This window comes from Priestia sp. GS2 (genome assembly GCF_036409025.1).
GTDB classification, from domain to species: Bacteria; Bacillota; Bacilli; order Bacillales; family Bacillaceae_H; genus Priestia; species Priestia aryabhattai_A.
Genome location: NZ_JAZGJX010000001.1, coordinates 88,816 through 106,086, shown reverse-complemented (window position 1 = coordinate 106,086; position 17,271 = coordinate 88,816). Strand labels below are relative to the sequence as shown.

The following is a 17,271-nucleotide window of genomic DNA, read 5'->3' as shown; positions in this document are numbered from 1 at the left end:
ATAACTTATTATGAGCATTATATGTTCAAATTGGAGAAATGAAAGCATTTTCTATTAGATAAATACTAAATTTCACATCAAAATGATTCATTCTCACTTCGATCAAAATAAATGCTTTGACTATGTTTTAAAAGTGCCTCAGCTGCTTGAAGCTGATTAAATTTTAAAGGTGCTGATAAACGCCTTAAACTATAGAACCATTCTTCATAATTCCTCTTATCAATAAAATCAATTTGATAAGGTTCTTTAGGAGAGTCAAAGAATCCATTACGACTCAGCAATACTTTTCGAATAGGTCGATCAATGTTATGCGATTGGTAAAGGCTTTTTACGAGTTGCACCGTTCTATTTAATCCAAGCACAGGATTTAACACTTTCTTTTTGTCTTTCCCTATTAACTCTGTCCAAAAATTTTCTTTTGAATACTGAAACACAGAGCCATTTTTCCCTTCAACCATTGCAATGCAGATAGTTTCTGTAGGCGTAATTAAAATGACCTCTGCTTCAACAGGGGCTTTTTTCACTAAAAACACAGGCTTATACATAAGTAGAAACGTATCAGGAAAACTTTTCAAAAAATATTGAAGCTTTTCATCATAAAAATATCGCTTATCTGCATTTGAAAGCTCAAATAAAGTTGATGTCGCCCACCTCATTTGCATTTGAAAAACGTTTTCTAAAAACAACACTTTTAAATCTTGTAGGTTTTTAGGGTCTGTCACGAACGTAGTGAGATTTTCAGCATCAAAGCTTTCTTCTCCTTCTTCTTTTTCTATTGCTACCTCCATATATTGTTTATCTATTTCAACTAGTTCATCTTTTTTAAAGAAGAACTTTACCTTTTGAAAAAGCGATTGTTCTGGAGTCAGGGATTCTTCTAACTCAGCTATATCCGCTTCTTTTCCATTGTAAAAATAATCCTTTGCTCTATCCCAATTATGTTGTTTCACACGTGTAAATTGAGATGAATAATGATACAAATCTCTCTCATAGCGTGAAAGATAGTCTTGTATCTTAATAAGTTGCGCCATATCAAATCATTCTCCTCGCTAAAAGCTGCCAGATTGTTTTTATGGTTCAATTTTACTAATATTAAAACAAAGATACCACTAGTAATTAGAGCTTTTTAGTGAAACAGGATGCTTAAACCCTTTTATCCTACTAAGGCGATAGATTATGTTATGATAGAAAAAACACGTCTTTTTCTGACTGTGAAAGTGTAGCTGTACACTATTGTTGTCTATACTAAGTTAAAAAAGATTATTAATTCTATCGATGCAAAGGATGGTTATAATGAAAGTTGTTAACAACATGGCAGATTTAATTGGGGATACGCCCCTTGTCAAATTGAATCGCCTTCAGCCAGCTGACGGTGCATCCGTTTATTTAAAGCTTGAATTCTTCAATCCCAGCAGGAGTGTAAAAGATCGCGCTGCCTTTAATATGATTGTTAAAGCTGAAGAGGCAGGCCTTTTAAAGTCAAATTCAACTATAATTGAGCCAACTAGTGGCAATACTGGAATTGGATTAGCTATGAATGCTGCAGCAAGAGGTTATCGTTCAATTCTAGTTATGCCAGATACTATGACACAAGAACGTATCAACTTATTAAAAGCTTACGGGGCTGAAGTTGTGCTAACACCAGGAGACGAAAAAATGCCAGGGGCTATTCGTAAAGCAGAAGAATTAACAAAAGAAATTCCAAATGCTTTTATGCCGATGCAATTTAAAAACGCAGCTAATCCAGACGCGCACCGCCACACCACGGCAAAAGAAATCGTCGAAGCAATGGATGATTTAAATAAAGAATTAGCTGCATTTGTTGCTACAGCAGGTACTGGCGGTACAATAACAGGAACTGGTGAAGCGCTAAAAGAACGCTATCCAAACATGAGCGTTCATGTAGTGGAACCTGCTGGCTCTCCCGTTTTATCAGGTGGAAAACCAGGAAAGCATAAGCTTGTAGGAACAAGCCCCGGCTTTATACCTAATACCTTAAATGTGGATGTATATGATGAAATTTTAAAGATTAAAGATGAAGAAGCGTATGATATTACGCGTAGACTGGCTGCTGAAGAAGGGATTTTAGTTGGCCCATCCTCTGGTGCAGCTTGCTATGCTGCTATCGAGGTAGCTAAAAAACTAAGCCCTGACCAAGTCGTTGTGTGCATTGCCTGCGATACAGGCGAACGCTACTTATCAAGTGATTTATTCTCTTTTGATTCATAATAAGTTAGAAAAAGACGCTCATGCTTTTGAGCGTCTTTTTCTTTTACTTAGCTAATTCATAAATAGCTTGTGCATAAATGGCTGTTGCTTTCATTAAATCTTCGACCACCATATATTCATCTTTTTCATGGGCCACTTCTTCTCTTCCAGGGAAGAGTGGGCCAAATGCTACTCCCGCTTCTAATGCTCGTGCATATGTACCTCCACCGATAGAAATAAGCGTTGGTTCTTCTCCTGTCTGGTCTTGATACACTTGCTGTAACGTTTTAATAAGCTCATGGTTTTTATCTACATGATGGGGTTTTGAATCAGAAAAATGCTTAACAGTGATTTGATAGGTCTCACTTTGTTTCTTGAGTGTAGAAATAATACTGTCAATATTAGCGGCAACTGGATAACGAATGTTTAAGCCAATTTGCCCGGCTTTCTCATCAGTGTAAAATAAAATACCAACGTTTACGGTCAAGTCACCTGTTACATCATCTCGAACATGCAAACCGATTTTGTTACCAATTGTATCGTCTACAAAATATTGATTAACATATGTAATAAACTGTCTTGCTTGTTCATTTAATGCTAATTCATGTAGAAAACTTACTAACAACAGCCCTGCATTTTTTCCTTTTTGAGGAACACTTCCATGTGCCGATACCCCTTCTAAAGTAATCGTATATCGGCTGTTGTTGAATTCAACTGTACCTTTTACGTCATGTTTATTTAAGAAGTTCTCATACGCTTTTTTCAAGTCTACTTCTTCTTTCACAGCAAGAACTGCTTTTGCATAATCAGGCACCATATTATAGCGACGACCAGATTCAAGTGATATTAATACATACTCTCCGTCTGTACCTTGAATCGGTTGTTGGTGTAACTCCACATCGGTAATTCCTTTTTCTGCGTAAATAATAGGAAAGTCAGCGTCTGGAGCAAAACCCATCGTTGGCATTTCTTCATGTTTAAAGTAGTGATCTACACATCTCCAATCGCTTTCTTCATCCGTTCCAATAATCATACGTACGCGTTTTGAGAGCGGCAACTTCAACTCTTTCACAATTTTCATAGCGTAATAAGCAGCCATTGTTGGTCCCTTATCATCAATGGCTCCACGGGCAAAAATTTTCCCATCCTTAATTTCGCCACCGTATGGATCAACAGACCAACCATCACCTTCAGGTACGACGTCAACGTGACATAAAACTCCTATTAATTCTTTTCCTTCTCCTAATTCAATATGTCCTGCATATCCATCTACGTTCTTAGTTACAAAACCATCAGCATGTCCTTTATCCAATAAAAAATGAAGAGCTTTAGCTACTCCTTCTCCAAACGGCTCATCTTCTTTTATAGATTCATCGAGAACACTTTTAATTTGTAAAAAACGTTTCGTTTCTTCCAAGATATCGCGTTCTCTTTTTTTGACTTCTTCCATCCAATTGATAGCTTCCATATTTATCCTCCACCATTTCAGAAGTATTCAATTTGTACTATTTTCCACTTTATCACACCTTTTTTTAAAAAGCATCTAAGGTGTTTAATTAGCTGCAAAAAGGGTAAAGGGTTGTAACCTTTTCTCTAAATTTATGCTCGAATAGGTCTATTTGGTTATATTTTGCATACATTAAATAAATAATGTATAGCTTAAGAAAGGAGACCTGCCAAAAAAGTACATATTTATCTCATTTATATCAATTTTTGTAAATTAATTATTAAATTAAGCTTTACCCTTTTATTTTTTATGGTTTTTTGTGTACAATGTAACTGAGGACTTAAATAGTGCTTGACATCTCAAAGTTATAAAGAAGTTGTGCCTTACGAAAAACGAATAAGGAAGTGGTTTTTTGAAACCTTCAACTAATCGAATGCTAACGCGTATCAAATCCGTTTACATGTTCATTAGTAAAAAGGGAACTGTTACTACTCAAGAGCTTGTTGATGAGTTTGGTATCACTCCTAGAACTATTCAGCGTGATTTAAATGTCTTAGCATACAATGATTTAGTTCATAGTCCAAGTCGTGGTACATGGACGACGACAGAGAAGAAGGTCAAGATTTCATCCTAGTAAGTTTCAAAGGTAAGTATTTATATACAGAGATAAAGATTCCTCATACTTTTCACCATGTGTGTTGAGTATCTTTGAATGTCCGACTTTACTTCGGTGCATTTAAACGTGAATTGTTTCACTTGCGTAGAGTGAACAAAAAGGAACCAATTTATGTACAGGTTCCTTTTTCTTTCGCCTCTTATTCCTTTTTTCCCCTTAATAAATTTAGCTCACCTTCCGTTAACTCTCGATATTCACCTAATTCCAACTCTTCATCTAACGACAACGAACCCATTGAAATTCGTTTTAAGTATGTTACTTTTTTACCTCTCGATTCAAACATACGCTTTACCTGATGAAATTTCCCTTCCACAATGGTTAGCTCAATTTCAGATGATTCACCGCTTCTTAAGATTGTTAGCTCTGCGGGTTTCGTAACGTATCCATCATCTAGTGTAACTCCTTTTCTGAATGCCTCCACGTCTTCCTCTGTCACTTCCATATTAATAATCGCAAAATACGTTTTAGGAACATGCTTTTTCGGTGAAAGCAGCTGGTGAGCAAGCTGTCCATCATTTGTTAATAACAGTAATCCTTCCGTATCTTTATCTAGTCTTCCCACTGGGAATGGGTCATAAATAGCGTCGTCAATTTCTAATAAATCAACAACTGTCTCATGTTGATGATCTTCTGTAGCAGAAATTACTCCTTGCGGTTTATTCATCATTAAATAAATAAATTCTTTGTATTCAATAATCTCTCCGTGAACGGACACTTCTTCAGCTTCTGGGTCCACATGTAGCTTAGCGTCTTTAATCGCTTTACCATTTACTTTTACTGCTCCTGTTTTTAATAACCCTTTTACTTCTTTTCGACTGCCATAACCCATATTAGCTAATAGCTTATCTAATCTCATAAAATCCCCCTCTATTTATATTCGAAAAGAAAGTGACCCATTGAATGAGTCACTCTATTCTTAACCGTTCGCTGGACGACGGCGTAAAATTTTTCGTTCAATTATGTTGATAATTCGTTTTCCCATTACTCGCTCTAATAATGTCGAACGATACGTAGCTACACCGTATATAACCCCTCCAACACCTGCTCCAATAAAGGTAATTACTACAGCTGCAATACGGCTTTGATCGTACATTAGGAAGAAACCTAAAATAAAGGAAAGTACTTTAACGCTTAATCCCATAATAGCAACGAAGATAAAGATTAATACTGTACGTTTGATAAATGCTTGGTAATCATAATTCGCATACTTTTTAATGAGATAAAATGTATATGCAATAGATACAAGATAGCCAAGAGCCGTTGCTAAAATAGAGCCTAACTCGTGAAATAGATAAATAAATGGTACGTTACAAATAATTTTCACAATTAGACCAAATGCTAAACTGATTACCGCATATTTTTGTTTATTCACACCTTGTAAAATCGCAGCATTCACAGTAAAAAATGAAAATAATAACGCCACTGGTGCGTAAGCTAATAGGACTGTTCCGCCAGCTTTAACGTCTTCTATACCAAAGAATGTTCCATAGGCTGGACCTGCTAAAGCCATCAAACCAACTGATGCTGGTAATACTAAGAACATAATCGTTTGATACGTCTGGTCAATCTGCTTTTGAAGAGCCGTGTAATCTTGATTCACAAACGATCGTGTAATTGTTGGAACCAGCGTTAATCCAAAAGCAGTAGCTAATGAAACAGGAATCATTACTAGCTTTGGTACATAAGATTGCACAATCCCATTCATCGTCTCCGCAATTTCTTTTTGGCCTGCAGCTACCATTGCACGGTTAAATGTAAATTGATCAACATACTGGTAAAGCGGAATTGCAAGCCCAACAAACACATACGGAATAGAATACGTAAACAACTCTTTAAAAATAGAAACCGTTGAAATACGCGTTGGCGTAACTTTTTGCTCTTGTACCATCTTATCTAAATGAGGCTTTCGTTTTTTCCAATACCATAACAAGACAGCTAATCCACCGAGCGCACCTACAAATGCCCCCATCGTTGCAAATCCAACCGCTAAGGCTAGACTGCCTCCGACAACTTTTAACACGATGTACGTAGAAGCGAGTAAAAAGACAACGCGGACAAACTGTTCAATAACTTGTGAAACAGCAGTTGGTCCCATAGACTGGTGTCCTTGGAAAAATCCACGCATTAAACTCATAATAGGTACGACAAGAAGCGCCACGCTCACCATACGCATAACCATGACAACGTCTTCTAACGAATTATCTAAATCTGCTCCTCCCAGTGTTAAATTCGCAATAAAAGGAGATAAAGAATAAAGTAAGAGAAAAGATAAAATTCCTGTGACAAGCATTAGCTTAAGGCCTGCACGATACATTCTCCTACTCGTATAATAATCACCCATTGCATTGTATTTAGATACGAATTTTGAAACAGCCATCGGCATTCCTGCCGTTGCAATACTTAGATAAATAGCATATTGGTTATACCCATAACCAAATAAGGCTCCACCTACAGCTCCAACGAGCGTTGCAAATGGAAAAATATAAATCATTCCTAGTATACGAGAAATATATGTTCCTAACGTTAACACAAATGTTCCTCGTAATAGCTTTGAATCAGACATAAGCTTGCCTCCGATACGTAATGTTACACTTTGATAATAGTGATAAAATAAAAAGGAATCAAGTTGCAGTTTTATTTCAGACATGCTTTAATGTTAACTGCTGCTAGCAGCTAGAAAAAAAACAAGACTATAGCCCATTTTATCCAAAGTTTGTTCATTTGTCAGTGAACAAACTCAAATTTTATAAAATAGACAGGTTGGTGAAGATATGATTTATGATGTAATCGTAATCGGAGGAGGACCTTCTGGTTTGATGGCATCGATTGCAGCTGGTGAAAAAGGCGCAAAGGTACTATTAGTAGACAAAGGAACAAAGCTAGGCCGGAAGCTAGCTATTTCGGGTGGTGGACGTTGTAACGTCACGAACCGACTTCCAATTGATGAAATTATTAAGCACATTCCAGGAAACGGACGCTTCTTATATAGTGCATTTTCAATTTTTAATAACGAAGATATTATCTCGTTTTTTGAAAACCTTGGAATTGCTTTAAAGGAAGAAGATCACGGACGCATGTTTCCCGTATCAAATAAGGCACAATCAGTCGTTGATGCACTGATTGGTGAGCTAAAGCGTTTAAACGTTCATGTACGCACAAACACGCCTGTACGAAAAGTTGTATATGAGAACAATGCAGTAAAAGAAGTTCAGTTAGAGACAGGTGAAGTAATCCACACCAAGGCAGTTATTTTAGCTGTTGGAGGAAAATCTGTTCCTCATACAGGTTCTACAGGCGATGGATACGCTTGGGCAGAAGCAGCAGGGCATACCATTACAGAACTTTACCCAACCGAAGTTCCCGTCACTTCAAACGAAGCATTTATTCGAGAAAAAACATTGCAAGGTTTATCATTACGTAGCGTCGGGTTAAGCGTTTTAAATAAAAAAGGAAAGCCAGTTATTACGCATCGAATGGATATGATTTTTACGCACTTTGGAATTTCTGGACCTGCCGTATTACGCTGCAGTCAATATGTTGTCAAAGAGCTTAAAAAGCAAAAGACAACGACTGTTGAAATGATGATTGACTCATTTCCAGATATAAACGAAGAAAACCTCTTTCAAAAAGTTGTTTCACTTTTAAAAGAAGAGCCCAAAAAAGCAATCAAAAATGTGTTAAAAGGATTTGTGCCTGAGCGCTATTTACTATTTTTGTTTCAAGCTTCTCATATTGAAGAGCAAGAGCTTGCAGGACAAATTTCGCATGATCGCCTTCGTGAATTTGTCGGTTTGATGAAACGATTTACGTTTTCTGTAAATGGAACGTTATCTCTTGAAAAAGCATTTGTAACGGGTGGAGGCGTATCCGTAAAGGAAGTTCACCCAAAAGAAATGTCTTCAAAACTCATGAATGGCCTTTACTTTTGCGGCGAAATTTTAGATATTCATGGCTATACAGGCGGCTATAACATTACGTCAGCTTTAGTAACAGGAAGGCTTGCTGGAACAAATGCAGGAGAGTATGCCAAAAGCCTAGCGCATTAATGCGCTAGGCTTTATATATGACCATTGCTGAAAAACAGTATACCTGTTCATCTCGATCCACATCTACTGTGACCTGATACTTAATGTCTACAATATCGTCATCATCAAATTTTTTCAAAAAGCGATTTAGAGCTACTTCTAGATCTTTTTCATGCTCTTTATCAAATACTTTTACTTGAACCACACCGCGACACCACTTTCATCCCATGATTATCACTGCTTGGACACTTCTATTAACATATGTATCAATCACTATAGACATTCTTATAAAATTTATACGTTGAATTAAAAAGAGTGTGGAACAAATCCAACTAATTCTTGCTAGAAGATAAATGATACCTCCACTAAAATATTAAAATTCAAATAACCATTTTACTCCATCGGATTATAAGGTATCAGCCTTTCCTTCAGTTTCCACAGAAGTTGCGTTTCTTCCACTAATTTTCCAGCTGGTTTTGAGAATGACAAAAAGATACCCAAGCTATCAAAAGTCATTACCTTTCGATAGTTCGAGTATCTCATTCGCTGAAACGATTGTGCCTCGGCTTGGTTCATTTACTTTTTAATTATCTCGCCTTCCCATTCAAGCATACCGCCAACCATGTTGCGCACTTTGTATCCTTGCTCTTGTAAGTAATAACATACGTTCTCACTACGGCGACCTGAGCGACAGATAAAGATATATTCTTTTTCTTTATCAAAAGCATCAATATGTGAAGGAATATCATTCATGCGAATATGTCTTGCCCCTGGAATAATACCTTCTTCTACTTCTTCATCTTCGCGAACGTCTACTAGCTCAAGTTCTTCATTTTGTTCCAAACGCTTCTTTAGCTCTTCTGTTGTAATTTCTTTTACTTGTTCCATCTTTTTCAACCCTCTCATTATGTATTCGTGCCTCTGCTATTATTGTAACAAAAGTGATAAATGAAATTCTACTTACATAAAAAAAGCCTGAGGCTCTTGCCTCAGACCTCTATTATTAGTTCTTAGTTTGCTACAATGTTTACTAATTTACCTGGCACAGCAATCACTTTTCTGACAGTCTTGCCTTCAATTTGCTCTTGCACGCTTTCATTTGCCATTGCGATATCTTGAAGCTGTTCGCGTGATGCTTCGGCTGGAACGTTTAGCTTTGCACGTACTTTACCGTTCACTTGAACAACAATTTCAACTTCATCATCTACTAATTTTGCTTCATCAAAAGCAGGCCAAGCCTCATATGAGATTGTTTCTTCATGACCAAGTTTATTCCACAGCTCTTCTGTAACGTGTGGACAAATCGGTGCAAGTAACTTCACAATGCCTTCCACGTATTGTTTTGGAAGAACATCAACTTTATATGCATCGTTGATAAACACCATTAATTGTGAAATAGCTGTATTAAAACGAAGCCCTTCATAATCTTCCGTTACCTTTTTCACCGTTTGGTGGTATACGCGCTCTAATGTTTTATCATCGCTTTCTTTCACTTTATCACTTAGTTCACAGTTGTCATCCATTAACAAACGCCATACGCGATCGATGAAGCGTCTTGCTCCATCTAAACCTTTTGTTGACCAAGCAATGGAAGCATCTAAAGGTCCCATGAACATTTCATATAGACGAAGTGTATCTGCACCATGACTTTCAACAATCTCATCCGGGTTCACAACGTTACCTTTTGATTTACTCATTTTTTCATTGTTCTCACCAAGAATCATTCCTTGGTTAAATAACTTTTGGAACGGCTCTTTTGTCGGTACTACTCCAATATCATATAAAAACTTGTGCCAGAAGCGAGCATATAATAAGTGAAGAACGGCATGCTCTGCACCACCGATGTAAATATCAACCGGTAACCATTCTTTTAATTTTTCTGCATCAGCCAATGCATCTTCATTTTTTGGATCAATGTAGCGTAAGTAGTACCAGCAGCTTCCAGCCCATTGTGGCATTGTATTTGTTTCACGACGGCCTTTTTTACCTGTTTCTGGGTCTACTACGTTTACAAATTCATCAATGTTTGCTAATGGTGATTCCCCTGTACCCGAAGGCTTAATTTCCGTTGTTTTTGGAAGTACTAGTGGCAGCTCGCTTTCTGGAACAGGTGTTGTTGTACCGTCTTCCCAATGAATTACTGGAATTGGTTCTCCCCAATAACGCTGACGGCTAAATAACCAGTCGCGTAATCGATACGTAACCTGTTTTTCACCTTTTTTGTTTGTTTCTAACCAAGCAATCATATTTTCAATTGCTTCTTCTTTATTTAAGCCGTTTAAGAAGTCAGAGTTAACGTGCTCGCCATCTCCTATATACGCTTCTTTCGAAACGTCTCCTCCTGCTACAACTTCCTTAATTGGAAGCTCAAACTTAACAGCAAACTCATAGTCACGCTCATCGTGAGCTGGAACTGCCATAATTGCACCTGTTCCGTAGCTCATTAATACGTAATCTGCAATCCAGATTGGCATTTTTTCGCCATTTACTGGGTTAACCGCATAAGCTCCTGTAAATACACCTGTTTTATCTTTTGCTAAATCTGTACGTTCTAAGTCACTTTTACTTTTAATCTTCTCAATATAGGCACCTACTGCTGCTTTTTGCTCAGCTGTTGTAATTTTATCCACAAATGGATGCTCTGGTGCTAATACGGCATACGTCGCGCCAAAAAGAGTATCTGGGCGCGTAGTAAACACAGTAAACGTTTCATCATGTCCATCAATTGTGAAGTGAACATGTGCCCCTTCAGAACGACCAATCCAATTACGCTGCATTTCTTTAATGCTCTCTGGCCAATCTAATTCTTCCAAATCTTCCAGTAATCGATCTGCATAAGCAGTAATTTTTAACATCCACTGCTTCATTGGACGTCGTTCTACTGGGTGACCCCCACGCTCACTTTTACCATCAATAACTTCTTCGTTCGCTAATACCGTCCCAAGAGCTGGACACCAGTTTACCGCAACCTCATCAATATACGCTAATCCCTTTTCGTATAACTTTAAGAAAATCCACTGCGTCCACTTATAGTAGCTTGGATCTGTTGTATTGATTTCACGCTCCCAGTCATATGAGAAACCTAGAGATTTGATTTGGCGACGGAAGTTGTTAATATTTTGCTCTGTGAATTGCGCTGGGTCATTTCCTGTATCTAACGCATACTGCTCTGCTGGTAACCCAAATGCATCCCATCCCATTGGATGAAGTACGTTATATCCTTGCATACGCTTCATACGAGATAAAATATCTGTTGCTGTATACCCTTCTGGATGCCCTACATGTAGGCCAGCTCCAGATGGATATGGAAACATATCTAGCGCATAAAATTTACGCTTTCCTTTATCTTCAGTCGTTTTAAATGTATGATTTTCTTCCCAAACCTGTTGCCACTTCTTCTCAATTTGCTTATGGTTAAAGGCCATGAATACTCCTCCTTCTATTTTAAGACAATGGTGTTAGAACTATAAAAAACCCCTCATCCCTTAAGAAAGGGACGAGAGGTTGAATAAACTTCCCGCGGTACCACCCACATTAGCACAAATTATGTATGTACTCACTCATTTTCCTTAACGCGGATGACGATAAATGCTACTTTGTTCACATTTACAGCTCAAAGGTGAGTTCATGAACGGTCGTTTGTTGACTCCCACCAACCGTCAACTCTCTTTGCTCGTATCGCCCACTACTATTCCTTCTCAATGCTTTTCATATAGTAACTACCTTGTATTGTAAATAATATGTGATTAAACTGCAAGTTGTTCACACCATTTTATCAAAGTTTCTCTTCTTATTTATAAACAAATCTCTTAAAAACATACATAATGCCCACTTTTTTAAGAAATATCCAAACATTCAGCACATAAACAGCTAAAATGTCCATGTGCTGAACCTCTTACTCTTTAAATACCTACTCCAAATGTAAAGAGAGCAATAGCTACCGCTAACCCTACGAGGGGAACAACCACAGTCATAGCTGCAACGGATCCATAGGCATCCTTATGCGTTTCACCGCAAATGGCGTTAATTGTTGTTACAACATATCCATTATGAGGAAGTGAGTCCAATACCCCAGATGAAATGGCCACAACCCGATGAAGTGCTTCAGGATTAACACCGGCATCCATATAGTGTGGTGCTAATAGAGGTAAGGCAATCGCTTGGCCACCGGATGCTGATCCGGTCATCCCTGCAATAACGCTTACTGCAATGGCGCCTCCAATTAATGGACTGCCCGGAATACTAGTCATTGCCTCAACAGCGACGTTAAAAGCAGGAGCTGCTTTGGCTACTCCGCCAAATCCAACAACAGCTGCCGTATTTCCAATTGCAATCAAAGCACCCAGCGTCCCTTCAGATAGCGCTCCCCAGAAGTCTTTAAAGTAACGCCGGTTTAATACATACGTAGCGATAATCCCACTTAATAAAGCAATGATAAGAGCTGATTGCATCAATGAATTATGGAATACAAATGAACAAACAAGAACGACAACTAAAGGAATTAAACTAAGCAATGGATGAGGTAACTCTCTTCCTTTATCCGTTCTTGGGTCCGCCTCTCTCTCAACGAAGTGCTCACCGTTTTGCACTGCTTTTGTAATAATTTTCTTCAACCACCAATAGCCAAACACTGCCATTAATACAGCCACAATTAAACTTACTTCCCAACCTGCATAAGGTGATGTATTCAAATAATCAATTGGAATCCAGTTTTGAATTTCAGGTGACCCAGCTGAAGTCATTGTAAACGTAACAGAACCAAAAGCAAGAGCAGCTGGAATAAAACGTCGTGGAAGGTTAGCTTGCTTAAACAAACTTACCGCCATAGGATACACAGAAAAAGCTACGACAAACAAGCTGACTCCGCCATAAGTTAATACAGCACAGGCTAAAACAATGGCTAATACAGCCCTTTTCATACCGAGCTTTTCTACAATCCATTTTGAAACACTATCAGCTGCACCACTGTCTTCCATCACTTTTCCAAAGATTGCTCCAAGTAAGAACATTAGATACCAAGATGTCACGAAACCTGTAAATCCGGACATATAGTTACCAACAAAGTTTATTTCACCTTCTTTAACAAGCTGTGGAAACAGAGGCATTCCACTGGTTAAAGCTACTAGCAAAGCACTTAAAGGTCCTGCAATTAATAGGTTCATCCCTCTCATCGTAAGCACAATAAGTAAGACTAAACCACCAATTAATCCGATCATACTAAGCACGTTTTCTTCCCCCTTTTACTTTAGAAAGCGTTTACAATTAAGTGAAGAATAACCTCCTCTCTGTTGACTTCTACTATCTTATTAGACAAACCATTGAGACATGCCAGGTTTTATAGAACAAAAAAACGATGCTATATAGCACCGCTTTTTAGATTTTTATTTATTTTGAAACCGTTACTTGATAACGTTTTGTAGACTTTTCTCTAATTCTCACATCATAAAACCATGTTGTGAAAAATGTTAAGGACAGAAAAGCAATTAAGCTATACACAAGTATAGAAACATCAAAATGATCTACCATCATTCCACCGAAAACAGGACCAATCATTCTTCCTCCTGTAGCCGTACTGTTTACAATACCTTGGTAAAATCCTTCTCTACCTTTTGGCGCCAATTCGTTTGCTACCGCAGGTACTGCTGGCCAAACAAACATTTCTCCAATTGTTAAAACAACCATTGCAACTAAAAAGTCTACAAAAGTCGTGGCTTGTAGAACAATGACAAAAGATGCAATAAAGATTGCCGTCCCAATCATAATTTGTACTTTTAACGTTTTTGCAAACTTTTGTACAACTGGTACAATAAACGGTTGTCCTGCAACGATTAAAATGCCGTTTATTGTCCAAAGCATGCTGTATTGAGAGAGTGGGATGTTAAGCTCTAATGTATGAGTAGCAATTGTTGTTTGCCACTGTACATATGCCATCCAGCACAGCAAATAGCCCACACATAACGTTAATAGAGCAATCAGCTTATAGTGATTTTTAATCCCTTTAGCCTCTTGCAATACATTCGTTTGAGCTGAACCTGTAACTGAAATGTTCTTGTACGTAAAAAATGCAATCAATAAAAAAACCACGTACAGTAACGTGTTTGCTAAAAAGATATAGGTGAATGAATAAGAAGCTACAATTCCGCCAAGAGCTGCACCAATGGCTACCCCGGCATTTTGAGCTACATAAATAGCATTAAAAGATTTACGTCCCCCTTCTGGCCAAACTGTCCCAGCCATTGCGTACATAGATGGAAATACAATTCCAGAGCCGAAACCAACGATCACAAGTAGTACCACGTATGTAGGCCAATCGTGAAAAAAAACTAACCCGACTAATGCTATCAAAGTAATAATAATACCGGACAAAATGGATTTATATCCACCTATCTTATCAAATAAAGTACCTCCAATAAGATTACCGATTACGCTAGCACCAGCATTTAGCATTAAAACAAAGCCTGCTACCGATAATGATTTACCAAGATGATCATGTATATAAATTGTGTTTAAAGGCCATAAAAACGAAGCGCCTGTAACATTCACTAACATTCCAATGATTAAAAACCATAATGACTTTGGCATATCTATTTCTCCTTTCAATTGTTGAGAACTTTTAAAGCCAACGTACATTCTAGTCCTTTCTACTGCATTTCGCAATGAGTTAGCATATAGAAAGTCAATTAAAAATGTTTTCAATTAACTTTCTATTGAAAAAGAGCGCGAAAGCAAATACTTTCGCGCTCTTTTTACCTTACTTTGTTTTTGATTTATCAGGCTGTGCACGCTTGCTATTACGAGCTTTTAATTCTTTTACAGGATCAAAATCTTTACCTGCTTCAATATCGTTATTGTTGATTCCATTTTTTGTTTTTTGTTCCGGATTATTCTGGTTTGAACGAGTAGCCATCACTGTTTCCCCCTTAATGTTCAGTTAAAATCATTCGGTTTTGGATCTGCTGAATTTGAAGGCGCATACGATAAAGCTGTTCACGTTGTTGATCATTTGCGCTATGAGCAAGCTCTTCAAGTTCTTTATAGGCATTTTCAAGACCAAGCTGTGCCTTTGTATATTCTGTATCGTTGTAATGTTCCTGTTTCATTCCTTCAGACAATTGACTTTGCGCATATTGGAGCGCATCTTCACATTGTTGAAGAAGCTTATCTACTGATTGACGTGTTGCCATGGGTATCTCCCTCCACACTCTTTAGTTTCAGATGTATTTTGCTCATCTTTGGGCAAATTTACGACATATCTCTAGAAAAAATCATTTGTAAAATATAGAATTTCAAATTGCCTTTGGAACTTTCCTTTTTTTCTGATACAATTTGATGTTGTATTTAGGGCACGTACCGTAGATAGATAAAGGAGGGTATTAACTTGAGTCAAGTGAACCCATTTCCATATAAAGCGGAAGATAAACGTTATCACACATGGAATTACCATTTAAGGCAGCATTTTGGTCATAAAGTATTTAAAGTGGCGTTAGACGGAGGATTTGACTGTCCAAATCGAGACGGAAGTGTCGCACACGGCGGCTGTACTTTCTGTAGCGCTGCGGGATCTGGAGATTTTGCTGGAAACCGAGCTGAAAGCTTAACTACACAATTTAACAAGATAAAAGAAAAGATGCATCACAAGTGGAAAGACGGAAAGTACATCGCTTACTTTCAAGCATTTACAAACACACATGCACCAGTAGAAGAACTACGTCAAAAATATGAAGAAGTTTTAGCATTACCAGGAGTTGTCGGATTATCGATTGCTACCCGCCCAGATTGCTTACCAGATGACGTAGTTGAGTATTTAGCAGAACTTAACGAACGTACGTATTTATGGGTAGAACTGGGGCTTCAAACAATCCATGAAAGTACTTCTGCATTAATTAATCGCGCACATGACCATGCGTGTTACTTAGAGGGTGTGAACAAACTGCGAAAGCATGGGATTCGCGTTTGCACTCATATTATTAACGGCCTTCCTCTTGAAACTCAAGATATGATGATGGAAACTGTAAAGGAAGTAGCACAAATGGATGTCCAAGGTATTAAAATCCACCTTTTGCATTTATTAAAAGGCACACCAATGGTGAAGCAGTACGAAAAAGGTCTGCTCGAATTTTTATCATTTGATGATTATATCAGCCTTGTTTGCGATCAGCTTGAGATGCTACCACCAGAAATGATTGTTCATCGCATTACAGGAGATGGCCCAATTGATTTAATGATTGGACCGATGTGGAGCGTGGATAAATGGAATGTATTGAACACAATTGACCAAGAGCTCAAACGTCGAAGTAGCTATCAAGGAAAATTCTTTTCAAAGGGTGTTTCAACATTATGAAAATTGAACGCATTCTTCCCTTTGCCCGTACACTATTAACAAGCGCTGTTAACGAAGGTGATACAGTCATTGATGCGACTGTTGGAAACGGTCATGATACGTCATTCCTAGCGAAATTAGTGGGCGCAAATGGACATGTATACGGATTTGATATCCAAGATGAAGCAATTCACAATACATTTGAACGATTGGTTAAACAAGGTATTGAACAACAAGTTACACTTATAAAAGATAGCCATAGTCATTTAAAAAAGCATATTCCACCTTATCTACATGGTAAGCTAACAGGAGCAATCTTCAACCTCGGTTACCTACCTGGTGGAAATAAAGAAATTGTTACTCTCTCGACGTCTACTATCCAAGCCATTGAACAGCTTATTGAGCTATTGGCACCTGAGGGACTGATTGTACTTGTTATTTATCATGGGCATGAACAAGGACAGCTAGAGCGTGATGATGTACTCCATTATGTGTCAAATCTTGACCAACAGCTCGTTCACGTTTTACGCTATCAATTCATCAACCAGCAAAATAACCCGCCATTTATTGTGGCAATTGAAAAAAGATAAGCTTT

16 protein-coding genes and 1 other annotated feature are annotated in these 17,271 nt (G+C 37.8%); of the genes, 5 read left to right on the top strand and 11 right to left on the bottom strand.

Annotated elements, in window-relative coordinates; translation table 11 throughout:
• Positions 1-77: 77 nt before the first annotated feature.
• Positions 78-1,031, bottom strand: a complete 954-nt coding sequence (locus V2145_RS00585; RefSeq protein WP_311856352.1) for an NERD domain-containing protein — start codon at positions 1,029-1,031, stop codon at positions 78-80.
• Between the two features lie 262 nt (positions 1,032-1,293).
• Here V2145_RS00585 and cysK point away from each other — a divergent pair, with 262 nt between their 5' ends.
• Positions 1,294-2,229 carry a cysteine synthase A gene (gene cysK / locus V2145_RS00580; RefSeq protein WP_311856350.1) on the top strand — a complete coding sequence of 312 codons (936 nt, stop codon included), beginning with the start codon at positions 1,294-1,296 and terminating at the stop codon, positions 2,227-2,229.
• A gap of 43 nt (positions 2,230-2,272) precedes the next feature.
• Here cysK and pepV read toward each other — a convergent pair whose 3' ends face one another.
• Entirely contained in the window at positions 2,273-3,676 is a 1,404-nt protein-coding gene (pepV, locus tag V2145_RS00575) for a dipeptidase PepV (protein ID WP_311856348.1), read from the bottom strand.
• A gap of 391 nt (positions 3,677-4,067) precedes the next feature.
• Between pepV and V2145_RS00570 the strand changes: the two genes are divergently transcribed.
• Complete coding sequence (locus V2145_RS00570; protein WP_025909502.1) at positions 4,068-4,289, top strand: DeoR family transcriptional regulator; 222 nt, start codon at positions 4,068-4,070, stop codon at positions 4,287-4,289.
• Between the two features lie 181 nt (positions 4,290-4,470).
• Here V2145_RS00570 and V2145_RS00565 read toward each other — a convergent pair whose 3' ends face one another.
• Together V2145_RS00565 and V2145_RS00560 are read right to left on the bottom strand one after the other, a co-directional pair.
• A complete protein-coding gene (locus tag V2145_RS00565; protein ID WP_311856343.1) occupies positions 4,471-5,187 on the bottom strand; it encodes a pseudouridine synthase in 717 nt (238 codons plus the stop codon).
• 60 nt (positions 5,188-5,247) lie between these two features.
• Positions 5,248-6,894: a putative polysaccharide biosynthesis protein gene (locus V2145_RS00560; protein WP_094911935.1), complete on the bottom strand. Its 1,647-nt coding sequence runs from the start codon at positions 6,892-6,894 to the stop codon at positions 5,248-5,250.
• A 208-nt stretch (positions 6,895-7,102) separates the two neighbouring features.
• On the opposite strand from V2145_RS00560, the gene V2145_RS00555 reads away from it, so the two are divergent.
• Complete coding sequence (locus tag V2145_RS00555; protein WP_311856341.1) at positions 7,103-8,377, top strand: NAD(P)/FAD-dependent oxidoreductase; 1,275 nt, start codon at positions 7,103-7,105, stop codon at positions 8,375-8,377.
• A gap of 4 nt (positions 8,378-8,381) precedes the next feature.
• Here the strand turns inward: V2145_RS00555 and V2145_RS00550 are convergent, their stop codons facing one another.
• From V2145_RS00550 to V2145_RS00520, 7 genes are all read right to left on the bottom strand, one after another.
• Positions 8,382-8,561 (bottom strand): sporulation protein Cse60, encoded by a 180-nt coding sequence (locus V2145_RS00550; protein WP_094911937.1) that lies wholly within the window; start codon positions 8,559-8,561, stop codon positions 8,382-8,384.
• Positions 8,562-8,932: 371 nt separating this feature from the next.
• A complete protein-coding gene (locus V2145_RS00545; protein WP_311856339.1) occupies positions 8,933-9,244 on the bottom strand; it encodes a rhodanese-like domain-containing protein in 312 nt (103 codons plus the stop codon).
• A 122-nt stretch (positions 9,245-9,366) separates the two neighbouring features.
• Positions 9,367-11,781, bottom strand: coding sequence for a leucine--tRNA ligase (gene leuS, locus V2145_RS00540; protein ID WP_330987247.1), 2,415 nt, complete (start codon positions 11,779-11,781; stop codon positions 9,367-9,369).
• 64 nt (positions 11,782-11,845) lie between these two features.
• Positions 11,846-12,067, bottom strand: a binding site (T-box leader).
• Positions 12,068-12,258: 191 nt separating this feature from the next.
• Positions 12,259-13,581 (bottom strand): GntP family permease, encoded by a 1,323-nt coding sequence (locus tag V2145_RS00535; RefSeq protein WP_311856336.1) that lies wholly within the window; start codon positions 13,579-13,581, stop codon positions 12,259-12,261.
• A gap of 160 nt (positions 13,582-13,741) precedes the next feature.
• The gene (locus V2145_RS00530; protein WP_330987246.1) at positions 13,742-14,938 is read right to left on the bottom strand and encodes an MDR family MFS transporter; all 1,197 of its coding nucleotides are present in this window, start codon (positions 14,936-14,938) and stop codon (positions 13,742-13,744) included.
• Between the two features lie 169 nt (positions 14,939-15,107).
• Complete coding sequence (locus V2145_RS00525) at positions 15,108-15,263, bottom strand: glycogen biosynthesis protein GlgD (RefSeq protein ID WP_094911942.1); 156 nt, start codon at positions 15,261-15,263, stop codon at positions 15,108-15,110.
• Between the two features lie 13 nt (positions 15,264-15,276).
• Complete coding sequence (locus tag V2145_RS00520) at positions 15,277-15,540, bottom strand: YtzC family protein (RefSeq protein WP_094911943.1); 264 nt, start codon at positions 15,538-15,540, stop codon at positions 15,277-15,279.
• Positions 15,541-15,734: 194 nt separating this feature from the next.
• On the opposite strand from V2145_RS00520, the gene V2145_RS00515 reads away from it, so the two are divergent.
• Together V2145_RS00515 and V2145_RS00510 are read left to right on the top strand one after the other, a co-directional pair.
• Positions 15,735-16,697: a TIGR01212 family radical SAM protein gene (locus V2145_RS00515; protein WP_094911944.1), complete on the top strand. Its 963-nt coding sequence runs from the start codon at positions 15,735-15,737 to the stop codon at positions 16,695-16,697.
• The gene (locus tag V2145_RS00510; protein WP_210609297.1) at positions 16,694-17,266 is read left to right on the top strand and encodes a tRNA (mnm(5)s(2)U34)-methyltransferase; all 573 of its coding nucleotides are present in this window, start codon (positions 16,694-16,696) and stop codon (positions 17,264-17,266) included. Before V2145_RS00515 ends, V2145_RS00510 begins: the two co-directional genes overlap by 4 nt.
• The last annotated feature ends 5 nt before the right edge of the window (positions 17,267-17,271 follow it).

Excerpts from the sequence above, each read along its gene's own strand:
- V2145_RS00585 (WP_311856352.1), bottom strand. The coding sequence starts at position 1,031 with ATGGCGCAACTTATTAAGATACAAGACTATCTTTCACGCTATGAGAGA.
- V2145_RS00520 (WP_094911943.1), bottom strand. The coding sequence starts at position 15,540 with ATGGCAACACGTCAATCAGTAGATAAGCTTCTTCAACAATGTGAAGAT.
- V2145_RS00565 (WP_311856343.1), bottom strand. The coding sequence starts at position 5,187 with ATGAGATTAGATAAGCTATTAGCTAATATGGGTTATGGCAGTCGAAAA.
- cysK (WP_311856350.1), top strand. The coding sequence starts at position 1,294 with ATGAAAGTTGTTAACAACATGGCAGATTTAATTGGGGATACGCCCCTT.
- V2145_RS00530 (WP_330987246.1), bottom strand. The coding sequence starts at position 14,938 with ATGCCAAAGTCATTATGGTTTTTAATCATTGGAATGTTAGTGAATGTT.
- V2145_RS00560 (WP_094911935.1), bottom strand. The coding sequence starts at position 6,894 with ATGTCTGATTCAAAGCTATTACGAGGAACATTTGTGTTAACGTTAGGA.
- V2145_RS00510 (WP_210609297.1), top strand. The coding sequence starts at position 16,694 with ATGAAAATTGAACGCATTCTTCCCTTTGCCCGTACACTATTAACAAGC.
- V2145_RS00555 (WP_311856341.1), top strand. The coding sequence starts at position 7,103 with ATGATTTATGATGTAATCGTAATCGGAGGAGGACCTTCTGGTTTGATG.
- pepV (WP_311856348.1), bottom strand. The coding sequence starts at position 3,676 with ATGGAAGCTATCAATTGGATGGAAGAAGTCAAAAAAAGAGAACGCGAT.
- leuS (WP_330987247.1), bottom strand. The coding sequence starts at position 11,781 with ATGGCCTTTAACCATAAGCAAATTGAGAAGAAGTGGCAACAGGTTTGG.
- V2145_RS00525 (WP_094911942.1), bottom strand. The coding sequence starts at position 15,263 with ATGGCTACTCGTTCAAACCAGAATAATCCGGAACAAAAAACAAAAAAT.
- V2145_RS00545 (WP_311856339.1), bottom strand. The coding sequence starts at position 9,244 with ATGGAACAAGTAAAAGAAATTACAACAGAAGAGCTAAAGAAGCGTTTG.